The following is a 21,922-nucleotide window of genomic DNA, read 5'->3' as shown; positions in this document are numbered from 1 at the left end:
AGCCGCTGGTCGGGAAGGGTAGGAGGGCGCAATGCGGCATTTGGTGATGGCAGCACTGTTCGGTGCCGCGATGCTGACCGGATCGGTGTCTGTCGCGGCGGCGGAGACGGCCCCCGCGGCGACAATCGCGCAGGGGCGCCTTGCGGGCGCGCGCACGGGGGACGTCGAGCGCTTTCTTGATATTCCTTTCGCCGCCGCACCGGTCGGCGCTCTTCGCTGGCGGGCGCCGCAGGCACCGCCGCGCTGGCGGGGCGTCCGCGATGCCGCAAAACTCGGCCCGGCTTGTCCGCAGACGGTGCGCCCCGCACTTGTCGCGGGCGGGGTAGCCGAGCATCAGTCTGAGGATTGCCTCCAGCTGAACATCTGGCGCCCGGCGGGGGCGCGAAAGCTGCCAGTGATGGTCTGGATCCATGGCGGCGCCCATGTGGTCGGTTCGGGCACCTTCCCGGTTTTCGACGGCACCGCCTTCGCGCGGCAAGGTGTGGTTTTGGTGACGATCAACTATCGGTTGGGCGCGCTCGGTTATTTCGCCCATCCCGCGCTCAGCGCGGCCAAGCCGCGCGGCGAGGCGCTCGCCAATTACGGCCTGATGGACCAATTGGCCGCCCTGCGGTGGGTGAAGAAAAATATCGCCGCATTTGGTGGCGATCCGCGCCAGATCACCTTGTTCGGCGAATCCGCCGGGGCGATCGGAGTGACGACGATCCTTGCCCAGCCCGAAGCCAAAGGCCTGTTCGCCAAGGCGATCGTTCAGTCGGGCGTTGGTCTCCTCGATCCGCGCCCGCTTGGCGAGCAAGAAGCGCTAGGCGCGGCGTTGGCAGCGCGCGCAGGTGCGCCGCCTTCAGCATCGCTCGACGCGCTTCGCGCGCTGCCCGCCGCCGCGCTCGTTGCCGCTGGCGAGGTCCGGACGCCGGGCGCGATGACCGGCCCCATCCTCGACGGCGACCTGGTACGCGAAGCGCCTTGGCGCGTCTTTGCGCGTAGCGAGCCGATCGACGTTCCGCTCCTCGTCGGCGCGAACAGCAACGAGGCGAGCGTCATCCTTGCCATGGGCGTGCCGCCATCCGCCGCGCTCGCCTATCTAGGGCGCGACCAGGCGGCGGGCCGGGCCGCCTATGGCATGGGGCTGGCCGATGATGAACTGGCGCGCCAGGTGTTGGGCGACGCCTGGTTCGTCGCCCCGGCGCGCTGGCTCGCGGCCCGGACGGCGGGGGGCGCGCCGTCGTATCTCTATCATTTCGACTATGTCGCAGCGGCGCGGCGCGACCGCGCCAAGGGCGCCGCGCATGGGTCTGAAATCCCCTATCTGTTCGGGACGCTCGACTATTTCGCGTCGGTCGCTGGCGCCGTCGGTGACGAGGATCGCCGCTTCGGCGAAGGCATCTCCGCCTGCTGGGTTGGCTTCGCCAAGACGGGCGTTCCTGGCTGCGCACTCGTTCGCGACTGGCCGCGTTACGATGCGGCAAGCGACCGTCTCGCAAAATTTACGCCCGAGTCTGGCGTCGTCGCCGGCTTTCGCAAGGCGCAGCTCGACCATCTGCTCAATGTTCACTTCGGGAACGGCCAGTCCAGGCCCTAGCCCGTCTGGCCGCGCTAGGCCCTCCGTTTCGACAATGTGCAACGAAGCTGGGAGAGAGAAAATGGCTGGAAGAATGAAATGGATGTCGCTTGCCGCCGGTGCAGTAATGGTTGGGGCTGCGGCCTTTGCGGCGCAGGGCGGGTTCGTGGGCAACGGCGGCGGCGAGGCGCGTCCCATGGTGCAGCTTCCGCCTGCGGCGCCCGCTGCTAAAGCGTCGACGTCGGCGGCATCGGCGCCCGCGGCCGCCAGCCTTTCGGCCACCGTCGGCGGATATACCTATGACTGGACAGCGTTACAGGCGGCAATCGACGCCGATACCGAGGTCGATAACGGCTATTTCATCGTCGGGAATGCTTCGGATCCCGACTATCTCTTCGCCTATGAGAAGGGCAGCTTCGGTATCGATCGGGTGACCCCGCTTGCGTCGGCCTCCAAATGGTTCGCCGGCGCGCTGGGGATGCGCATGGTGCAGGCGGGCATCGCGACGCTCGACGATCCGATGCGGCCGCCGCTTGCCTTCTGGACGACGATCGGAACGAAGAAGGATGTCAAACTCAAGCACGCGTTGTCGATGACGTCGGGCTTCAACGCGAGCCCGCTCGTTGGCGGATGTCAGCTGCTTCCGGCCATGACGCTCTACAATTGCGCGAAGAGCATCCACGATCTGCGTTACGACATTCTGCGCCCGGGTAACGCGCCCGGCGCGCAATATAGCTATGGACCGCATGGCCTTCAGGTCGCCGCTGCCTATCTGGAGGCAAAGGATATAAGCATCGCGCCCGGCACGTCACCGGCACGCCAGCGCAATTTTCACGAACTGTTCGCGCAGCATGTGACGACCCCGCTCGGGATGACGAGCACGACCTGGTATGACCCTGCGGGAAGCGCTCCCACCAACCCGTGGGTCGCGGGCGGCGCCTATTCGACGCCGCGCGACTATGCGAAACTTCTGCGTGCCTTCCTTGGCGGCAGCTTTATTACCGATATGACAAGCTTCACCCAGCAACGTACCGCAGGCTTGCCGCGCGTTTTCGTGCCGGCGAGCGCGGGCAATTGGGAATATGCGCTCGGCTCCTTTGTCGAATGCGACACGCCTTCGGCCTGCGCGACGTCCAAGATCAATTCCTCACCGGGTGCCTATGGTTGGACCGGCTGGATCGATCGCGAGACCGGCTATTACGCTTTGATCGCCACCGAAATATCGAGCGGAGGCGACCGGAAAGGCGTCGAGCTCGAACAGGTCATGCAGGATCTGATCGAGGATGCGATCGCGAATCGCACCCCGGCGCCCTGACCTGACCCAGCAGTCTAGTCACGCAGCACAGGAGAACTTGATCTCCATGCGCTGCGTGGCTGGCCTGTCGGACTAGGCAAAGTCGACGGCTCAAAGGCGAGCGGCCAAACCCGCGTGTGACCGGCAGGGAGCCGATTTGACTGAATGGCCGATGCGCGGCCGTCCGGTCGTGGGTTCGGCCTAGGGACACGTCGCCAAAAAGCGTGTCGCTGCCGCCACTGCCTCGGCTCCGAAAGCTGCTGGGCATGCATCTGGCCGCGCAGATTGGCTCGCCTCGGGCGGTTATCAGGCGACGTAGGCCCCTCTACCACTCGCCACCAAGGTTCCGTCTGCGGCTAGGATCCGGGTAGCCGCGACGTTTATCTGCCGCCCTAATTTCACCGGGCTGCCGATCGCGCGAAGCGGCCCCAGCTTGGCCGGTCGGTGAAAATCCACATGGAGGTCCGCCGTCGCCCGCGCAGCACCCCCCATCGCGATGATCGTATAGAGGCCGGTCAGATCGATCAAAGCCGATACGATGCCACCATGCGCCGCGCCGACCGTCGGATTTGAGATGATTTCGTCTCGCCAAGGCATGGAGATCACCAACTCGTTGGCGCCGACCTCAGCGATGCTGAGCCCGAGCCAGCGGTGAAAAGGGGCCAGCGCCAATAGGTCACGTAATTCCTCAAGCCCCGGGACGGCGGGGGCATTCATGATTTCATTTCCGCTTCATGGATGCCGAGCAAAAACTCTAGGATCGATTGCCCGAAAGCGTCGTTCTCGTCCCCCACCACCATATGAGTCGCATTCGCAATGTCGCTATACGCCATATGAGGGACAAGGCCCTGGAAATGCTTGACGGCTTCCAGCGAGACGAGATCGCTTGACCCGCCGCGGATCAGATGCACCGGCAAGGTCAAGCAGGCAGCGGCCGCGCTGAGCTCGGTGCGGCCATGGTCGCTGGAAACGCCGCCGCCCTGCTGCGTCACTCTTTCGATGAAGGCGGGGTCCCAGTGCCAATAGAAGCGTTCATCGTCCTTGCGGCGCAGATAGTGTGCTAGCCCGGCCGAAGCCTTCCGGCTGGGGCGATGGGGCAGATAGTCGGCAATGACCTGTGCGGCCTCTTCCACCGACGCAAAACCATCGCGCGCATGCGCCGCCATGAAACCGACCACGCGGGCGACGCCGCTCGGTTCCATCTGAGGTGTGACGTCGACCAGCGTCAGCGATCCGAAACTTCCCGGTGCGCATTTTCCCTCGGCGATGATCCCGGCCAGGCCACCAAGCGACGCGCCAATCAGCGCCGGTTTGCTCGCCGTCGCCGCAGCGATCTCGACGAGATCGGCCGCAAAATCGGAGATATCATAGGCTCCGTCGCTGGCCCATGCACTCTCGCCGTGCCCGCGCATATCGACTGCGATGGTCCGGAAACCATGGCTCGCGAGCCGGTGGGCTACCGCCCTCCATGCCCTTCGGGTCTGTCCGCCGCCGTGCGCGAGGATTACCGGTAATCCGAGTTCCGGGCCATCAACCGACGCTGCGATTTCATGGCCCGCTTTCCCGGCAAGCGTGATCGACTGATCAATCATTCCACGATCATACTATATCATATCTTACAGTAAAGGGTTTTCAGAATATGATGTTGGCTCTACAGTCCATGACGATGGTTGAACCTCGCAATACAAGCGGCTCTCCCGCGAAAAGTCTTCTGACGGCCTCAGACGAGTTTGTCTTTCTCATCGAGGAAGTGCCCCGCAAACTGCGTCGGATGTTTGATGCCTCAACGGCGCGCTTCGGATTGACGCGAACCCAGTGGCGCGCGCTCGTCTATATCTATCGGACCCCGGGCATGACCCAAACCGACCTCTCCAAATGCCTCGAACTGGAGCGTGCCAGCGTTGGCCATGTTGTCGACCAGCTGGAAAGAATGGTGCTCGCGGAACGGCGCGCTGCCAAGGGCGACCGGCGCGTCTGGGAACTTCATCTTTTGCCCCGAGCGATCGAAATCCTGCCTCAGCTGCGCGCCGAAGCCGACATGATCTACGCGCGACTGCTCCATATGATTTCCCCAACTGAGATACGCGCGATGCGCTCATTGCTGACGAAAATGTCCGGCAATCTCGAAAGCGGATCGGAAGACATGCCTCCTCGATAGGAGCCGTGGAAGATTTGAAATGGCCGACGCCATTCATCGTCAGCAAGCCGATATCCCCAACTGGCACCGCTCGCGTCTGAGGCGGCGCGCCGCGGCCGTTCTGCCCCCGCTGCATCAGGTTGCCAGCACTGACGGCTAACGAATTGCGAATATCGCGGCACGGAGCCCTACCTGCCTCCCGCCGTGTTGCAGAATAGTCCGATCGAGCCGGCAATCGTTCGGCGGTGAGCGCCCTCCCGCGAGGCGGGCCGCTCTTGGCTTCGCGTGCCAGCGCCAATTGACCGACGAGCTATTTCGTGCAACGAGTTGTCTACCAAGAAACGAACCTCTGCGTGGAGACCGACATGGCTCAACCCGAGCGCTTCATGTGAGGGCGGATTGCCGGTGCTGTCCGCCGTCAGCACCAATGGCACAGATTTGAGGTTGTGATTTAAGGAGGATTTGGGCTTCGTCGTAGTGACTAAGGAACGAGGATGAAGCCCAATCCTCCTTGAAAAAATCGGCGCCGAAGGCCCCTGCTGAGCGGCTGGTGAAGGACATACGGCGTGCGACGCGCCGGCACTTCTCTGCAGAGGACAAAATCAGGATCGTGCTGGAAGGCCTGCGCGGCGAGGACAGCATCGCCGAGCTGTGCTGCAAGGATGTCATCGCCCAGAGCTTGTATTACACGTGGTCGAAGGAGTTCATGGAGGCGGGCAAGCGGCGCTTGGCGGGCGACACCGCCCGTGCCGCGACCACCGGCGAGGTGCACGACCTGCGCCGCGAAGCCCGTGCCCTTAAGGAATGCGTGGCCAATCTGACGCTGGAAAACCGGTTGCTCAAAAAAAGCATGATCGCGGATAGGGCCGACGACGAATGAGGTAACCCGCATCCGAGAAGCTGGAGATCATTCGGATCGTCGAGCAGTCGCACCTGCCGGCCAAGCGCACGCTGGAGCAGTTGGGCATCCCGCGCCGGACCTTCTAACGCTGGTACGACCGCTACCTCGAGCGCGGGCCGGAGGCGCTGGAGGATCGGCCATCGGCCCCGAGGCGGGTGTGGAACCGCATCTGCGATGATATCCAGCAGCAGATCATCGACATGGCGTTGGATACAACCGACCTGTCACCCCGCGAGCTCGCGGTGCGCTTCACCGACGAGAAGCGCTACTTCGTGTCGGAAGCCACGGTTTACCGTATGTTGAAAGCCCATGACCTGATCGCCAGTCCGGCCTTCATCGTGATCAAGGCCGCCGACGGGTTCCACACCAAGACGACGCGGTCGAACGAGATGTGGCAGACCGACTTCACCTACTTCAAGATCATCGGCTGGGGCTTGGTGTACCTGTCGACCGTGCTCGACGACTTCTCCCGTTATGTCATCCTTTGGAAGCTGTGTACCACCATGCGGGCCGGGGATGTCACCGACACGCTGGAGCTGTCCCTCGAAGCTTCCGGATGCGCGTCGGCCAGGATGATCCACAAGCCGAAGCTGCCAATGGGCCCGGCCAGCATATTGCCCGCGCCCCTTAATTCGTCAGGGAAATGGGCGGCGAGGAATTGCCGCATTTCGGTGCGAAATGCGTCTTCGCTCGTCTAGACATCAGGTTCTAGCTGAGTTGGCACTGAAACCTCCGTTCAAAACTGAATTTGCGACGCCGCACGCGCACGACAGGGCTGCGCTCTGTCTGGTCAGTATTGCTGCTCGGGAACGTGCAAAATCAAACCTTCCACTCCTTCCACCATGGGTATCTGGCAGGCGAGGCGACTGTATTCGTTGGCACCTTCGGCAAATTGCAGAAGCTCTGCCTCCGCTGCCCCTTCGACCAGGCGACCAACCCTGTCGATCCAGGCCGGATCGACATGGACATGGCAGGTCGCACAGGCGCAGACACCGCCGCAATCGCCGTCGATGCCCGGTACATCATTGAAGAGCGCCGCCTCGCGTGCGGTTTCGCCCTCGGCAATTTCGACTTCCCGCCGCGTTCCATCGCTGGATACGAACGTCACTTTGACCATCATACACTCCGTATTTCTGCTTCAGCAAATCAGCGCGCGTGCAGCCGCACCGGCAGATTGGTGATCCCGCGCACAAGGTTTGAGAAAAGGCGCTCGGGCTCGCCGGTCACTTCGACCTTGGCGAACCGCTTGTGAATTTCTTCCCAGATGATCCGCAACTGCAGTTCTGCCAGCCTGTTACCCATGCATCGATGGATGCCATAACCGAATGACAGGTGATGGCGCGGATTCTTGCGGTCGATGATGAACCGGTCAGCCCGGTCGATGACCGTTTCGTCGCGGTTGCCCGACAGGTACCACATCACGACCTTGTCGCCCTTCTTGATCTGCTTGCCGCCAATCTCCCAGTCCTGCAGCGCAGTGCGGCGCATGTGAGTCAGCGGCGTCTGCCAGCGGATGATTTCCGGCACCATGCTGGCGATCAACGAAGGGTCGTCATTCAGTTTGCGATATTCATCGGGGTTCTGATTGAGCGCCAGCACACCGCCGCTTATCGAATTGCGCGTGGTGTCGTTGCCGCCCACGATCAGCAGCAGCAGGTTACCCAGAAATTCGAGGAAGGGCATATCCCGTGTCGCCGGGGAATGCGCCATTATGGAAATCAGATCGTTCTTCGGTTCTTCGTTGATGCGCTGCTCCCACAGTCCTTTGAAATACATCGCGCACTCGATGAGTTCTTCACGCCTCGCTTCGTACGATTCGACGATGCCGGTTTCAGGGGCGGCCGTTGTGACGTCGGACCAGCGCGTGAGCTTGCGGCGTTCCTCCCACGGGAAATCGAATAGGGTAGCAAGGGTCATCGTGGTCAATTCAACTGAGACCTTGTCAACCCAATCAAATTCCTCGCCTATCGGCAGATCATCGAGAATCTGACACGCTCGTTCGCGGATTGTCGGTTCGAGCAACAGCAAGTTGGACGGCGCTACAGCGGGGGTGACGGCCTTGCGTTGCTGGTCGTGCTTTGGAGGATCCATAGCGATGAACATTTCAAGTTCGAGCGCGCCTTCCACCGAATGCATGTCCTGAATGGCGATACCGCCGAGCTTTGCCTCCGACGAAAAGACTTTGTGGTTGGTGTCGACAGCCATGATATCGTCGAACTTGGTGATCGACCAGTAAGGCCCAACATAGCTTTCGCGGCAATAGTGGACCGGCTCCTCTTTGCGCAGCCGGTCAAAATACAGGCCGATCGTGTCCTGCTGAAAAAGACTCGGCCGTGCGACATCAATTTCGTCGATCGGAATGGCTGCAACTTTTCCGGCAGTATCCAGCTCCATCGTGTCGATGCTCATGTCTCGTCCTCCATCCCAGGCAAGCAGACTCACCTTGCTATCAAACAGGTAGATGTTTCGCAGGGTATGGTCAATAAAGCTTATAAGGATTGTTGCGACATTTGACCGCACTGCAGACTTCATAGACTGATGCTGGACATGTCATCCGATAAACTCTTATAAGGTTTTATCAGAGGAGCGATTCCCAGAGATGCAACCGAAGGTCGATGATTCGAGGAAAGCCAAGCGTGCGCTCACGCTTGCGCAGGATATCGTACGCGATATCGAAGCCGGGGCGCATGTTGCGGGCGACAGGTTGGCGCGCGAGGACGAAATGCTTGCGCGATACGATGTCGCCCGAGCGACCTTGCGCGAAGCGCTTCGCTTCCTTGAACTTCAGGGCGTTATCCATCTTCAGTTAGGTCGCGGTGGCGGGCCGGTGGTCGCACGCCCGCAGACTGGCGACTTCGCGAACAGCCTCTCGCTGATCCTGCATTTCATGGAGGCGGACTTGAGGGGCTTGCTCGAATTGCGCGAAGCGATTGCGGCGGATGTTGCAGCCTATGCCGCCCAGCGCGCGACCACGGGTGATCTGAGCGCACTTGCCGATTGCCTCAAAGAGCTGGAGCGAAACGAAGCGAGCAGCCAGTTCGAGGAACTGAATCGCCGTTTTCACGATATGCTCGGCTGGGCCAGCGGCAATCCGCTTTTCGGCCTTCTGACTTCCGCGTTGCATATGCTTACCCGCGAATTCTCGCTCTCGCTGGGGTATTCGGCGCAAGAGCGTGCGGTCCAGTTGCGTTTCTTGCGCCGCGTCCTTGAAGCTGTGCGCAAGGGCGATGCCGAAGGAGCGCGGCAGGCTATGGCGCGTCTCGTGGCGGGCTCCGCCTCCTATCTCGCACAGAGAAGCCCTGAGCTTGTGTCCCAGAAGGTCAGGTGGGGACAGACGTAAAAAACGGGCGCCGGTGGGTGGCGCTGGATGGAGAGGGTATTACGATGGCACTCAAGAGCCGCATATGCGAAATTCTCGGGATCGAATACCCGATCCTTCTGGCCGGAATGGGCGGGGCGAGTGTCCCCGCGCTCGCGGCCGCAGTATCGAATGCCGGGGGACTTGGCGTTCTTGGCGCTGCGGCCTGCTCGCCAGACCAGTTGCGCAGCTGGATCCGCCAGACCCGCGAACTGACCGATAAGCCATTTGGGGTCGACACCCTTCTGCCTGCCTCCGTCAGGCGCGGTTCGGCACCGCAGAGCGGCGCCTCGCCCGAAAACCCGATGGCACTGCTTGGCGAATATCAGCAGTTCACCCGCGATTTCATGGAACGCGAGGATCTGCCCGAAGTGGATGCCGCAATGGCCATGCGCGCGGCTGGCGCGCCGGAAATGGGCAAGGGCGGTCCGCAGCTGTTCACGCGGGAGTTTTTCGAGGCGCAGATGGAAGTGGTAATCGAGGAAAAGGTGCCAGTCTATGCCGCCGGCCTCGGCCATCCCGGACCGTGGATGGACCGCCTTCATTCCAATGGCACCAGGGTCATGGCGGTGATCGGCAAGGTCAAGCACGCCCAGCAGGTGGTCGATTACGGCATCGACATGATTGTGGCGCAGGGCCACGATGGCGGCGGGCACAACTCCCCGATCGGAACCTTCTCGCTGATTCCGCAGGTAGTCGACGCGGTGGGCGATCGGGTTCCCGTGATCGGAGCAGGTGGAATCTCCGATGGCCGCGGAGTCGCCGCAGCGATGATGCTGGGCGCTCTGGGCGCGTGGGTCGGAACGGCGTTCCTGGCAACCGAAGAGGCAGGGATTGAACGGTTCCAAAAGGAAGCAATAACCGACGGCGGCGATGCAGATACCGTCGTTAGCCGTTCGTTGACCGGCAAGCCTGCGCGCATGATCCGCAACAAATGGGCCGATGCTTGGGTTGCGGCGGGCAAGGAGCCGCTTCCGATGCCTTACCAGTCGATGATTTCAGGGCCGGTCATGGCTTCGGGCATAAAGGCTCAGCGCAAGGATATCATGCCCGGCTTCGCGGGGCAGGGAATTGGATTGATCCATTCGATCCGTCCAGCGGCAGAGGTCATGCGCGATCTTGTCGAAGGGGCCGAAAGGGCGCTGGCCGATGCCAGATTCTATTCCTGAATTGCGGCAAGACGGGTACGCTGTATGAACGCTTCGCAGACCTTATCCTTTGCCGACAAGGCCGCCATAACCGGTGTGGGCGAAACCGCATTCGTCAAGGGCACCGAACGGACTGCGGTGGACATGATGCTGGAAGCCTCGCGCCGCGCAATCTCAGATGCCGGGCTGAAACCTTGCGACATCGACGGCATGGTGCCGCCGCCGATCTATACGACCTCGGAGGAAATGGCCGCCAATCTCGGCATTGATGTGCTGCGCTATGCGGCCACCGTTCACATGGGCGGCGCCAGCCCGACGACGGCGCTGCAGAACGCGGCAATGGCGATCGCCAGCGGGCTTTGCGATCACGTGCTGGTGACGCTCGGTTGGAACGGCTATTCCGCCCTCAGGCCCAAGCCGGGTGCCCCGCCCACTCGGGCGATGAACATGAACACGCTGACCAATACCATCCAGGGCTATTACATCCCCTATGGTGTGTTCCTGCCGGTGCAGATGTATGCTTGGCTGGCGACGCGTCACTCGAAGCTTTACGGCGTGGGCGCGGATGCGATGGCAGCGGTAGCGCTAGCCTGCCGGCGTCACGCGCAGTTGAATCCGCGCGCCTTTACCTATGGGCGCGAACTCGACGCGGAAACCTATCATTCGGCGCGCTGGATATCCGAGCCCTTCCGCCTTTACGATTGCTGCCTTGAAACCGATGGGGCTTGCGCGGTTGTCATATCGCGAATGGATCGGGCCAGGGATATGCCGCATGTGCCCGTCAGCATCGCCGGTGCCTCGGAAGGTCACCCCTATCCTGCCGACGACATCCCCTCGCGGCCCGATCCCTTCAAGATTGGCCTCAGCTATGCTGCCCCGCGCGCTTTCGACATGGCGGGCGTCAAGCGCGAGGACATGGATTTCCTGCAGATCTACGACTGCTTTACCTATGTCGTTTTGCTGCAACTGGAAGCGATGGGGTATTGCGAACCGGGAGCACAGGCCGAATTCGTAGCCAATGGCCAGATTGAGCTGGGTGGCCGCTATCCGATCAACACCCATGGCGGCTTGCTCAGTGAGGCGCATGTCTGGGGACTCAACCACGTGGTCGAGGCAGTGCGCCAGCTTCGTCACGACTGCGGCGAGCGCCAGGTGCTGGGAGCCCAAACTGGTCTTGTGACCGGCTGGGGTGACCTTGGCGATGGAAGCATTGCCATTCTCAGGAGGTTTGCATGAGCAGCGAGAGCGATCTGCCTCCCAAAATGCGGCCCTCCGCGCAGGTTGCGCCGCCCAAACCGCGACCTCGCCCGCAAGACCCGGTTGAGCAGGAATTCTGGAAGCGGTGCCAGGACGGCAATCTCTATTTCCAGCGCTGCAGTGGTTGCGGCTGCTTCCGCCACCTGCCGCGCTATATGTGCGCAAAGTGCGGCGCGCCGGAATTTTCCTGGGAACGCAGCAGCGGCAAGGGCACACTGTTTTCCTGGACCGTTACCCACCAAGCCCTCCACCCGGCTTTTGCCGCCGAAATTCCCTTCGTGGCGGCGGTGGTGGAATTGGAAGAGGGCGTGCGCATGGCCACGCGCCTGATTGGTTGCGATCACGAGCGCCTGGCGCTCGATCTTCCGGTGGAAGTGGAGTTCGAACTGATCGGTGAGGACTTCCGCCTTCCTGTTTTCCGCCTGCGTGAAAGTTAGAAGCGTTATGGATCTTGATTACGGGCCCGAATACGATGTCTTCCGCAAGCAAGTGCGGGCTTTCATCGAAGCGCATAGCCATCTCGCGCCGCCTTCTGCTGACCGGGCGGCCCGACCTTCCTCCAAGGCGGTCGAATGGCAGAAGCTGTTGATCGAGCATGGGTATGCCGCGCGAACGATCCCGCAGGAGTATGGAGGCTATGGAGCCGAGCCGGACATTCTCCAATCGCGCATCATCGCAGAGGAATTTGCGCGGGCCAGGGTGGCGGGCGGGCTTGCTAATCAGGGAATCTCGATGTTCGTGCCGACCCTGCTCGAACTCGGCACCGAGGAACAGAAACGGCGCTGGATCGAACCCACGTTGAAAGGCGATATTGTCTGGTGCCAGGGCTATTCCGAACCCGGTGCCGGGTCGGACCTCGCCAACCTCAAGACCAGCGCGCACATCGAAAACGGCGAGTTTGTTATCAATGGCCAGAAGATCTGGACCAGCACCGCCAAGCAGGCAGACATGATCTTTTGCCTGGTCAGGACCGAGCCTGACGCACCCAAGCATGGCGGCATTTCCTACCTGATCTTTTCGATGGGCACGCCGGGCATCGAGGTTCGCCCCTTGAAGACGATGACCGGTCACGCCGAGTTCAACGAGACGTTCTTCACCGATGTGCGGGTCCCGATGCACCATATCGTCGGCCAGCGGGGCCAGGGCTGGTTCGTCGCGAATGCAACCCTTGGCCATGAGCGCGGAATGCTGGGCGATCCCGACGCGCTCGAAAACCGGCTGCAGGCGCTGATCGCACTGATGCAGGAAGAGCGTTTGGGCCAGGGTCGCGCGATCGACAATCCGGTACTGCGCGACCGGTTGGTGGCACTTCAGGCCGAAGTGGCGGCGATGAAATACAATGGGATGCGGATCCTTTCGAACAGCCTTAGGGGAGAGCCGGGCGGCATGGCGAAGCTGATCGTCAAGCTGCAAAGCTGTGAACTCGCTCACCAGATATCCGCGCTGGCAATCGACGCCATGGGCGAACTGGGCATACTCTATCACCACAGCCCGCGTGAGCGGGACGGCGGGGCGTGGCAATGGAGCTATATGTTCCAACTCGGTCTTATCATCGGCGGCGGGACCGCTCAGATCCAGAAGAACATCATCGCCGAACGCGGCCTTGAAATGCCACGTGAGCCGAACCCCGCGGACATGGCGCGTCAGAAGCAGGGAGCAGACTGATGGACTTTGGACTTTCGCAGGACCAGCAGATGTTGCGCGACGCCGTTTCGCGGTGCCTCGCCGATACCAGCCCGCTCAGTCACGTCCGCGAATGTGCGGAGCGGGACAATCCGTTGAGTGACCAGGTGTTGCGCGCCCTCCACGATCTGGGCGTTGCCGGAATGCTCGTCCCCGAAGAGCATGGCGGGCTCGGCATGACCTTGCTCGACGCGGCGGTGGTGGCGGAACAGCTTGGCTATGCGGTCGCACCGGTGCCGTTTCTCGCCAGTCAGGTTCTCGCACCGATCGCCTTGCGCGAAGCTGGCAACGAGGAGCAAAAGGCCCACTGGCTGCCAAAGATAGCGAGCGGCGAGGCGCGTGTCGGTGTCGCGATTTCCGAGACGATCGAGGTACGCGACGGCGCGGGAGTTTCCTCTGCCGGCGGGAAGCTCAACGGCACCGCCCTGTTCGCGCTCGATTTCGAAGGAGATGATGCCTACATTGTCGCCGATTCCGGTGGCAGGCTGCACCTTGTCGGTGCCAAGGCGTCGGGCCTGAAGGCTATCGCGTTGACTACCATTGATCGCACCCGCAGCGTCGGGGAATTGCGGTTTGACGGGGCCGAAGCGGAACCACTGGCTGATGATGGGGGAGTTGCAACGGCCCGGTTGCGTGATGCAGGCCGTGTTATCCTGGCCGCCGACAGTCTTGGCGCAGGTCAGGCGATGATCGAAAAGGCTGTCGATTATGCTGGCCAGCGCGAACAGTTCGGCCGCCTGATCGGCAGTTTCCAGGCCGTAAAGCATATGTGCGCCGAGATGGCCGCGCGTCATGAACCGTGCCGTTCGCTCGTCTGGTACGCCGCCCACGCCTTCGACGCGGTGCCGAACGAGGCATCGCTGGTCGCCTGCCATGCGAAATCGCACACGGCCGAGGTCCATCGATTTGTCGCACGCACTTCCACCGAAGTACACGGCGGAATGGGATTCACCGACCTGCTTGGCCTGCACTACTGGTTCAAACGGATCGGATTCGACCGGCAGGTCTTGGGTGGGCCAGAAGCGGTCCGGGCGGAGGCTGCGGCACTTCAGGGCTGGACCAAAGCTGCGTGATATTTCTTCCGGGGATAGCGCACGCCAGAGCCGCCCCGTTCGCAGAGGAGAACTGATGTGACCGACTGGAATCTCGGCGACATTCTCGACGCTTTCGAGCCTGTCATGCCAAAGGATGCGCCAGCCCTGATCCACGGTGACCGGATCATTACCTGGCCCGAAATGTCCGGACGTTCGAACAATGTCGCCCGCGCGCTTCGGCAGCGCGGAGCCGGCAATGGGGCCAAGGTTGCCTTTTATATGCGCAACCGACCCGAATACGGCGAGTTGATGGCAGCCTGCTTCAAGGGGCGCCTGATCCATGTGAACATCAATTACCGCTATGTCGCCGAGGAGGTCTTCTACATCTTCGACGATTCCGATAGCGAAGTGATCGTCTACAGTTCGGAATTCCGCGACTGTATCGTCGAGCTCAAGGATCGGCTCGAGAAAGTTCACACCTTTGTGGAAATTGGCGAGGCTTCGCAAATCGCGCCTTTTGCGATCCCTTACGAGACACTCGCGCAAGAAGGCGACGGATCGGCGCTCGGCATAGTGCGCTCTCCCGAAGATCAGCTCTTCATCTATACCGGCGGCACGACGGGCATGCCCAAGGGCGTGATGTGGCATCACGACCAAATGCGCAAAGCACAGCTCGAGGCCCAGAAGCTGCTCGCCCCCGTTCCTCAGACACTCGAAGAACACGTCGCGTTGATCACAAGTCAAGGGCCCGGCAACCGCACCCTGCCATCCTGCCCGATGATGCACGGGACCGGCTTCATCACCGCGATCGGCACACTTATGTCGGGCGGCGCCATCGTTACACTTGCAGACCCGTCCTTCGATGCGACGGAATTGTGGGAAACGGTTGATAAGCACAAGGTGCAAAGCATCGCAATTGTGGGCGATGCATTTGCCAAGCCGATGCTGCAAGCGCTGGACGAGAATCCCGGCCGCTGGGATACCAGCAGCCTCGTTACCATCGTTTCATCCGGCGTGATGTGGAGCAAGGAAGTCAAGGCTGGACTGTGCAAGCATATCCCCCAGGTGGTGCTGATGGACAGCTTCGGCGCTTCCGAAGGGCTCGGCTTCGGCCGCTCCATCACAACCGCGCAAGGGGGCACCAACACCGCAAAATTTGCGATTGGCGAATTCTGCGATGTCTTTGACGAAAACGACCGGAAAGTGACGCCGGGAAGCGGCGTACCGGGATTTATCGCTCTCATGGGGGCGATCCCGGCGGGATATTACAAGGATCCCGTAAAATCCGCCAAGACGTTCCGCACAATCGATGGGGTCCGCTATTCGATTCCCGGCGACTGGTGCATGGTCGAGGCCGATGGCAGCCTGACCTTGCTGGGCCGTGGCAGCGTCTGCATCAACACTGCTGGCGAGAAAGTTTACCCCGAGGAAGTCGAGGAGATTCTCAAGACCCATCCCGCCATTGGTGACGCGCTGGTCGTGGGCGTGCCGAACGAGAAATGGGGCCAAGCCGTCACCGCTGTTGTCCACCTCAGCGTCGACGCTCCGTTCGACGAGCAAGCCGTCAAGGATCATGTGCGGGGGCAGTTGGCAGGATACAAGACGCCGAAGGCCATATATCCAACGAATACCCCCCTGCGCGCATCGAACGGCAAGGCCGACTACGCAACGGCGAAGGCAATTGCCGAGAGCCTGACTGCCGCATCATGACGACCCAGACTTCGCCCGATTACGACGCCGTGATCGTCGGTGCCGGCTTCAGCGGGATCTACCTGCTCCACAAGTTGCGTGACGCCGGGTTCAACGTGCTGCTGGTCGATGCGGCGGCCGATCCGGGCGGCATCTGGCACTGGAATTGCTATCCCGGCGCACGGGTGGATTCGCAGATTCCGCTCTATGAATTCTCGATGCCCGAAGTGTGGCAGCCATGGACCTGGAGTGAGCGCTTTCCTGGCTGGGAAGAGCTCAGGGCCTATTTCCGTCATGTTTGCGATACGCTGAACCTTTGGCCGCTGATGCGGATGGGGTCGAGGGTCGAATGCGCCGACTTTGATGCGGGGGCGGGGCTATGGCACATACAGCTTGAGGGCGGGCAAACCATATCGACACGCTTCCTGCTGCCTGCACTCGGCTTCGCGTCGAAGCCGTATGTCCCGGACATCCCAGGCATTGAGGATTTCGAGGGCGAATGGTGCCACACGGCGCGCTGGCCGCAGGAAGGTATTGATCTGGATGGGCGCAAAGTTGCCGTGATTGGAACAGGAGCAAGCGGAGTGCAGGTTGCGCAGGAAGCAGCCAAACGTGCTGCGACGCTGACCCTGTTCCAAAGAACCCCGATCCTGGCCCTGCCGATGCGGCAAGAGCGGCTGACGCGGGAGGATCAGGAACGCGAAAAGCACAGCTATCCTGCCCTTTTCGAACAGCGCAGGCAGACGAGCGGAGGATTTGAAAGCCAGTCACTTGAAGTCTCGGCGCTCGAAGTCGACGAGATTGAGCGCAATGCCCACTTCGAAGATTTATGGCAGCGAGGCGGATTGAGGTTCTGGTACCACAACTTCGCCGACTTGCTTACCAATCGCGCAGCCAATCGCCACGCCTACGATTTCTGGCGCGACAAGGTTCGCGCGCGGATCGCCGATCCCGATCTGGCCGAGAAACTCGCCCCATCCGAACCGCCGCATCCGTTCGGCACGAAGCGACCTTCGCTGGAAAAGGGATATTACGAGATTTTCGCGCAGGACAATGTTGCGCTGGTTGATCTGAAGGCAAACCCGATCACCCGTGTCGGGCCGCACGCAATCACAACCGCAGACGGCGAGGTCGAATGCGATCTCATCGTTTTCGCCACCGGCTTCGACGCGGGGCGGGGCGGGTTAATCGACATGAACATCACCGGCAGGGGCGGCCTGTCACTGTCGCAAGCTTGGTACAACGGGCTGCGCGCCTATCTGGGAATGGCGGTATCGGGTTTCCCCAACATGCTGTTCGCTTACGGACCCCTGAGCCCCTCGGGTTTTTCCAACGGCCCGACAAGCGCGGAAATGCAGGGCGACTGGATCTGCGATTTCATGGTCTGGCTGCGAAACAACGGTTACGATCTTTTCGACGCCGATCCGCAAGCAGAGGCGGACTGGACCGAAATGGTCGCTCAGGTTGGCGCGATGACGCTCTTTCCCGAAGCGGACTCCTGGTACATGGGCGCAAACATCCCGGGTAAGAAGCGCCAACTCATCAATTTTCCAAGCGTGTCGACCTATGCTGCGATTTGCGGCGATGTGGCACGCGATGCCTACCGCGGCTTTGCCGCCAGCACACCAGCGAACAAGGACAGCGCAACCTGATGAATGAGATGTTCAGAATAAGTGACTTTCCAGTGGACATTGATCCTGTTTGGGCTGGCGACGGCTCACATCTGCCCGAATGGTTCGTTTCGGCGCTCAAGGTGCCCCGCGAAGAAGGTTATGTGGAAATAGATGGGGCCAAGGCGCACTATTTCCGATGGGGTGACCCCAGCAAGCCCAAGGTATTGATGACCCATGGCTTTCTGGCACATGCGCGCTGCTTTGCCTTCATTGCACCGTTTCTGGCAGAAGATTATGACGTGGTGGCGTTTGATCTGGCCGGCATGGGCGACAGCGACATGCGTGGGCGCGCCGACCTCTTGGCGAGAGGGGGCGAGTTTCGCGAGATTGCCGAGGCGCTGAATATGTTTGCGGATGGCCAAAAGCCGACAATCATCGCGCACAGCTTCGGGTCGGGCGCAGCCCTGACAGCCGTGACCCAGTGGCCCGAGGCCTTTGCCGGAGTGGTGGTTTGCGATCTCATGATCATGCGGCCCGCTCTCCTGGAAGAGTACTGGAACCTCAGGCGGTCAAGCCCTGGTTCCGGCGATCCGGACAAGCCCAGCAAGCGTTATCCCTGCTATGAAACGGCACGTAAGCGGTACATCCTTTCCCCGCCCCAGCCGGTCGGCGAGCCATTCCTTCTGGACTACATGGCCTATCATTCCCTGCGACAGGATGGAGACGAGTGGACGTGGAAGTTTTCAACCGAGGTCTTTCGAAGGAGCAACAAGCCCAACGAATGGCTCACCATGGGCGAGCGTCTGGTGCAGGCACCGGGCCGGAAGGCCATCGTGCACGGCGGTATGAGCCAACTCTTCACCCCGGAATCGGCCGAATACGTCCGCGAGCTGGGTGGAGGTGACATTCCGATCATCGCGGTGCCTGAAGCCCGTCACCATCTGATGCTCGATCAGCCTTTGGCCTTTGTAACCGCACTCCGCAGCATTCTTGCCCTTTGGGATACGCACACTGCACCGCCACTTGCAGCCTGATCCTGGTTGTCCTTCGCCCCGGGTTCCCGCAGGTGCGGTGCTTGCCAGACCTTGCCTGCCGGGAAAGGGAGCTACCACTCAGCGTTCGCCGGCCATGCCGTTGCGGCGTTCAAGCCATCGTTCGCGCCGCACCAGATAGAACGGGAAGGCGAAACAGTGCCAAGCAGCGAAAGCATGTAACCGGTGTTTTCAGGCCACGGTGGACCATGGCATGAGTTGGGCGAGATTGGTCTGCCTTGGAAAAACTGGTCCAATTCTAGAGAGAGCCGATTGTGGCGAGAGAATTGGAGAAAGTTATGGGACGTCAACGTTTACGCCGGAACAAATCATCGCGAAGCTGCGTGAGGCGGATGTGCTGGTCGGGCGGGGATCGACTGCGGTCGAGGCTTGCCGCCAGATCGGGATATCCGAACAGGCGCTGTATCGGTGGCGCAAGGAATATGGCGGCCTGAAGGTTGATCAGGCGCGGCGGATGAAGGATTTGGAGCGCGAGAATGCACGGCTGAAGCGGCTTGTCGCGGACCTCGCACTGGACAAGGCGATCCTGCAAGAGGCATCGAAGCTGACTTTTTGAGCACCTCCCGTCGCCGCGAGGCGATCGAGCAGGTCCGTCGTGCATTATCGGTATCGCAGCGACGGACCTGCCGCGTGCTCGGTCAGCACCGCTCGACACAGCGGCATCCTCCGAGAGATCATGCCGACGAGCGGCGCCTGACGGCCGACATTATCGCGCTGGTGAAGGATTATGGCCGTTACGGCTATCGCCGTATCCATGCGCTGCTCGGGCATGCCGGCTGGCAGGTCAGCCTGTCGGTGGTCGAGCGCATCTGGCGGCGGGAGGGTTTAAAGGTGCCGAAGAGACAACCGAAGCGCCGCCGGCTCTGGCTTGGCGACGGGTCGTGCATCCGGTTGCGCCCGCTGCACCGCGGGCATGTGTGGTCCTACGACTTTGTCGAGGATCAGACGCACAACGGCCGGAAGTTCCGGATGCTCAACATCATCGACGAGCACAGCCGGGAATGCCTGGCGATGGTGCCGCTGCGGCGGTTCCGGTCGAACGACGTCATCGACGTCCTCGCCGATCTGTTCACCGAGCATGGGCCACCCGAGCATATCTGGTCCGACAACGTCCTATGTTGGGAAGGCATAGCGTGAAAAGGCCGGCAGGTCTCGTTACGCCGAGGGTGATCGGCGCTGGTGATTTTATGATCCAGATGGCTTCCATCGTCAAGGAAAGCACTCTCGGCCATCCTGACCGGCGGCGAGGCTTCTGATTACACCGCTGCCGAACCGCTGATGGCGATCCCCGTCGCCACACCCAAGGCGCTGCTCGCGGACAAGGGCTATGATGGTGATCGCTTCCGGGAAAGCCTGCTGACCCGGGGCATCCTGCCGATCATCCCGCCCCGCTCGAACCGCAAGGTGCCAGAGCATCCCGACTATCGCCGTTACAAGGACCGCAACCGCGTCGAGCGCATGTTCGGAAAGCTCAAACAGCAACGACGCATCGCCACTCGATATGACAAAACCCTTCTCTCGTTCGAGAGCTTCCTAAACCTCGCCGCCACGCGGCTATGGCTGAAGTCTTTTGTCAACGCGGCCTAGCACTACTTTGGCAGAAGTTTGATTGTCTCTTCACGGAGGCGGTGACCGCATTGGGGGCAACAGGCAGGCGGCGGCCTGGATAGGTGATCAAGGATGGCCTGCCGGACTGCGGGCAGACTGGGTTGCGGCGGTGGTCCTGCGATTCTTTTTTTTCCGTCCCGCCTGAGCGAGGCGGCGGGATTGCAGGTAGGCATATGCGATCATCGTCATGAGGGCATGGCGATGAAGACCTGTCCATGATCGCCCTTCAAAATGGTCGAGACCGAGTTCTTCCTTGAGTTGCTGATGGGCCTGCTCGCAGATCCAGCGCGCCTTGATGGCGCCGGCGATATCCCGGATCGGCGTATCTGCGGGCAGGTTCGAGAGATAATATTTGCGCTCGCCGCTGGAGCGATGCTCGCCGACCAGCCATGCTTCTTCCCCGGGCATGTGCTGCGCGCCCGAGGCGCCGATGCGTTGCGGCGGGCCGTCGGCGATGCGGACGCGCATGACGGCAAAGCGCGCGCTCAGGCGTCCCTTCGTTCCCCGACGCCAACTGATCTGTCGCCATTTTGCGTCGTCGAGCACGGCGTGGGCGGCGCGCGATGCGGTGTCCGGAACGTGGTGCTGACGGGGACGCCCGCGTCCCGCCACGGGGAAGATCAGTTGCACATCAGCGGGATAAACCTTCTGGTGCCGTGGGATGCCGACCGCCCAGTGCAAGCCTCTTGTGCTCAGCCCCTGGCGGAAAGAAGCCGAGAGGCCGTATCCGGCATCCGCGAGCACACAGCCAAAGCGCACCCCGGCGGCAATGACCCGGTCGATTTCCTCGATAGCGATCGCCGGCTTGGTGCGATACGGGCGGAAGGGCTCGGGCACGCCCGCCTTGACCATGCGCGCCTCGTCGCTCGTCCAGCTTTCCGGCAGGAACAGCCGCAAGCCCAGCATGATCGGCACCTCTCGCGACGCCAGCGTCACCGATACGAGCGTCTGGCAGTTCGCATTCTTGCCCAGCGCTGATGCATATTGCGGCGCCACTCCCACCGACGCCGTCCCTTTCTTCGGCAACGCGGTGTCGTCGATGATCAGCCATGCCTTGTCGCCGCCGACCAGCGCATCGGCCTGTTCCCACAGGGTCGCCTCAAGCGGACCGCTGTCCCAAAGGCCCGCACCGATGAAGTGATGCAGGCGATCATAGCCGACTTCGCCCGTCCGCGCCGCCATCGGCTGGATGCTCTTGCGATCCCCCGGACCGATCAGGCCCGCGACATAGGCCGGGCACATCCGTTGCCGAGCCTTGTGGCCAAGGCCCTCCAGATAGGGCGCCAGCCAACGCTCCAGATCAACACGCCAATCACCATCCATCGCCGACATCCTTCCAACGTCGGCTCCCTATGAATCACCCATCAACCAAAATGGGAATCCCCAAAATCAAACTTCTGCCAAAGTAGTGCTAGTCCAATGACGGGAACGGAATCCTGTCGACCGCGCGATGAAGCCCATTTCAGCAAGCTGTTAGTGCTTCCCCCTCATCCATATGAAATGTAAGCCTGCGGGATAGACCCGGATGGAGCGGACCGGCATGTGTCGCGTCCAAAGATCGTCAAACAGAGGACGCAGGGAAAGGTTCGA

General features: G+C 61.5%; 16 protein-coding genes and 4 pseudogenes. 15 read left to right on the top strand and 5 right to left on the bottom strand.

Translation table 11 applies throughout. The features are described 5' to 3' along the window. Positions 1 to 31 precede the first annotated feature (31 nt). Both SKP52_RS13235 and SKP52_RS13230 read left to right on the top strand, forming a co-directional pair. Positions 32 to 1,579 (top strand): carboxylesterase/lipase family protein, encoded by a 1,548-nt coding sequence (locus SKP52_RS13235; RefSeq protein WP_081997344.1) that lies wholly within the window; start codon positions 32 to 34, stop codon positions 1,577 to 1,579. 61 nt (positions 1,580 to 1,640) lie between these two features. Continuing rightward, positions 1,641 to 2,873: a serine hydrolase domain-containing protein gene (locus SKP52_RS13230; protein ID WP_228383642.1), complete on the top strand. Its 1,233-nt coding sequence runs from the start codon at positions 1,641 to 1,643 to the stop codon at positions 2,871 to 2,873. Between the two features lie 285 nt (positions 2,874 to 3,158). Here SKP52_RS13230 and SKP52_RS13225 read toward each other — a convergent pair whose 3' ends face one another. Continuing rightward, positions 3,159 to 3,569 (bottom strand): hotdog fold thioesterase, encoded by a 411-nt coding sequence (locus SKP52_RS13225; RefSeq protein WP_039575381.1) that lies wholly within the window; start codon positions 3,567 to 3,569, stop codon positions 3,159 to 3,161. Next, positions 3,566 to 4,444, bottom strand: coding sequence for an alpha/beta fold hydrolase (locus SKP52_RS13220; protein WP_039575377.1), 879 nt, complete (start codon positions 4,442 to 4,444; stop codon positions 3,566 to 3,568). The genes SKP52_RS13225 and SKP52_RS13220 overlap by 4 nt, the downstream gene beginning before the upstream one ends. A 68-nt stretch (positions 4,445 to 4,512) precedes the next feature. Between SKP52_RS13220 and SKP52_RS13215 the strand changes: the two genes are divergently transcribed. Then, entirely contained in the window at positions 4,513 to 5,010 is a 498-nt protein-coding gene (locus SKP52_RS13215; protein ID WP_228383640.1) for a MarR family winged helix-turn-helix transcriptional regulator, read from the top strand. A gap of 490 nt (positions 5,011 to 5,500) precedes the next feature. Then, positions 5,501 to 6,483: pseudogene (locus tag SKP52_RS25415) on the top strand (helix-turn-helix domain-containing protein); the annotation flags it as partial. A 197-nt stretch (positions 6,484 to 6,680) separates the two neighbouring features. Here SKP52_RS25415 and SKP52_RS13200 read toward each other — a convergent pair. Both SKP52_RS13200 and SKP52_RS13195 read right to left on the bottom strand, forming a co-directional pair. After that, entirely contained in the window at positions 6,681 to 7,010 is a 330-nt protein-coding gene (locus SKP52_RS13200) for a 2Fe-2S iron-sulfur cluster-binding protein (RefSeq protein WP_228383639.1), read from the bottom strand. Positions 7,011 to 7,036: 26 nt separating this feature from the next. Continuing rightward, positions 7,037 to 8,299: a cytochrome P450 gene (locus SKP52_RS13195; protein WP_039575372.1), complete on the bottom strand. Its 1,263-nt coding sequence runs from the start codon at positions 8,297 to 8,299 to the stop codon at positions 7,037 to 7,039. Between the two features lie 190 nt (positions 8,300 to 8,489). Here SKP52_RS13195 and SKP52_RS13190 point away from each other — a divergent pair, with 190 nt between their 5' ends. The 11 genes and pseudogenes from SKP52_RS13190 to SKP52_RS13135 all read left to right on the top strand — a co-directional run. Then, entirely contained in the window at positions 8,490 to 9,230 is a 741-nt protein-coding gene (locus tag SKP52_RS13190; protein ID WP_039575369.1) for a FadR/GntR family transcriptional regulator, read from the top strand. Between the two features lie 44 nt (positions 9,231 to 9,274). Continuing rightward, positions 9,275 to 10,417, top strand: a complete 1,143-nt coding sequence (locus SKP52_RS13185) for an NAD(P)H-dependent flavin oxidoreductase (protein ID WP_039575366.1) — start codon at positions 9,275 to 9,277, stop codon at positions 10,415 to 10,417. 24 nt (positions 10,418 to 10,441) lie between these two features. Continuing rightward, positions 10,442 to 11,632 carry a thiolase C-terminal domain-containing protein gene (locus tag SKP52_RS13180; protein ID WP_039575363.1) on the top strand — a complete coding sequence of 397 codons (1,191 nt, stop codon included), beginning with the start codon at positions 10,442 to 10,444 and terminating at the stop codon, positions 11,630 to 11,632. After that, positions 11,629 to 12,090 (top strand): Zn-ribbon domain-containing OB-fold protein, encoded by a 462-nt coding sequence (locus SKP52_RS13175; protein ID WP_039575361.1) that lies wholly within the window; start codon positions 11,629 to 11,631, stop codon positions 12,088 to 12,090. The genes SKP52_RS13180 and SKP52_RS13175 overlap by 4 nt, the downstream gene beginning before the upstream one ends. Beyond that, positions 12,047 to 13,318 (top strand): acyl-CoA dehydrogenase family protein, encoded by a 1,272-nt coding sequence (locus SKP52_RS13170; protein WP_228383638.1) that lies wholly within the window; start codon positions 12,047 to 12,049, stop codon positions 13,316 to 13,318. The genes SKP52_RS13175 and SKP52_RS13170 overlap by 44 nt, the downstream gene beginning before the upstream one ends. Continuing rightward, positions 13,318 to 14,409 carry an acyl-CoA dehydrogenase family protein gene (locus SKP52_RS13165; protein ID WP_039575356.1) on the top strand — a complete coding sequence of 364 codons (1,092 nt, stop codon included), beginning with the start codon at positions 13,318 to 13,320 and terminating at the stop codon, positions 14,407 to 14,409. The genes SKP52_RS13170 and SKP52_RS13165 overlap by 1 nt, the downstream gene beginning before the upstream one ends. A 57-nt stretch (positions 14,410 to 14,466) precedes the next feature. Further along, entirely contained in the window at positions 14,467 to 16,080 is a 1,614-nt protein-coding gene (locus tag SKP52_RS13160) for an acyl-CoA synthetase (protein ID WP_039575354.1), read from the top strand. Positions 16,081 to 16,109: 29 nt separating this feature from the next. After that, the gene (locus SKP52_RS13155; protein WP_267127958.1) at positions 16,110 to 17,711 is read left to right on the top strand and encodes a flavin-containing monooxygenase; all 1,602 of its coding nucleotides are present in this window, start codon (positions 16,110 to 16,112) and stop codon (positions 17,709 to 17,711) included. After that, positions 17,711 to 18,706 (top strand): alpha/beta fold hydrolase, encoded by a 996-nt coding sequence (locus tag SKP52_RS13150; protein ID WP_039575348.1) that lies wholly within the window; start codon positions 17,711 to 17,713, stop codon positions 18,704 to 18,706. Before SKP52_RS13155 ends, SKP52_RS13150 begins: the two co-directional genes overlap by 1 nt. Before the next feature lie 283 nt (positions 18,707 to 18,989). Beyond that, positions 18,990 to 19,834 (top strand): annotated as a pseudogene (locus tag SKP52_RS13140) (IS3 family transposase); the annotation flags it as partial. Positions 19,835 to 19,951: 117 nt separating this feature from the next. Next, a pseudogene (locus tag SKP52_RS13135) lies at positions 19,952 to 20,311 on the top strand (IS5 family transposase); the annotation flags it as partial. Here the strand turns inward: SKP52_RS13135 and SKP52_RS13130 are convergent. After that, positions 20,298 to 21,655: pseudogene (locus tag SKP52_RS13130) on the bottom strand (IS701 family transposase). The pseudogenes SKP52_RS13135 and SKP52_RS13130 sit on opposite strands and share 14 nt — an antisense overlap. Positions 21,656 to 21,922: the final 267 nt, after the last annotated feature.

Origin of the sequence: Sphingopyxis fribergensis (assembly GCF_000803645.1) — a bacterium.
In the GTDB taxonomy this organism is placed as follows: domain Bacteria; phylum Pseudomonadota; class Alphaproteobacteria; order Sphingomonadales; family Sphingomonadaceae; genus Sphingopyxis; species Sphingopyxis fribergensis.
The sequence above is the reverse complement of the archived record's forward strand: the minus strand, read 5'-3'. Positions and strand labels throughout refer to the sequence as shown.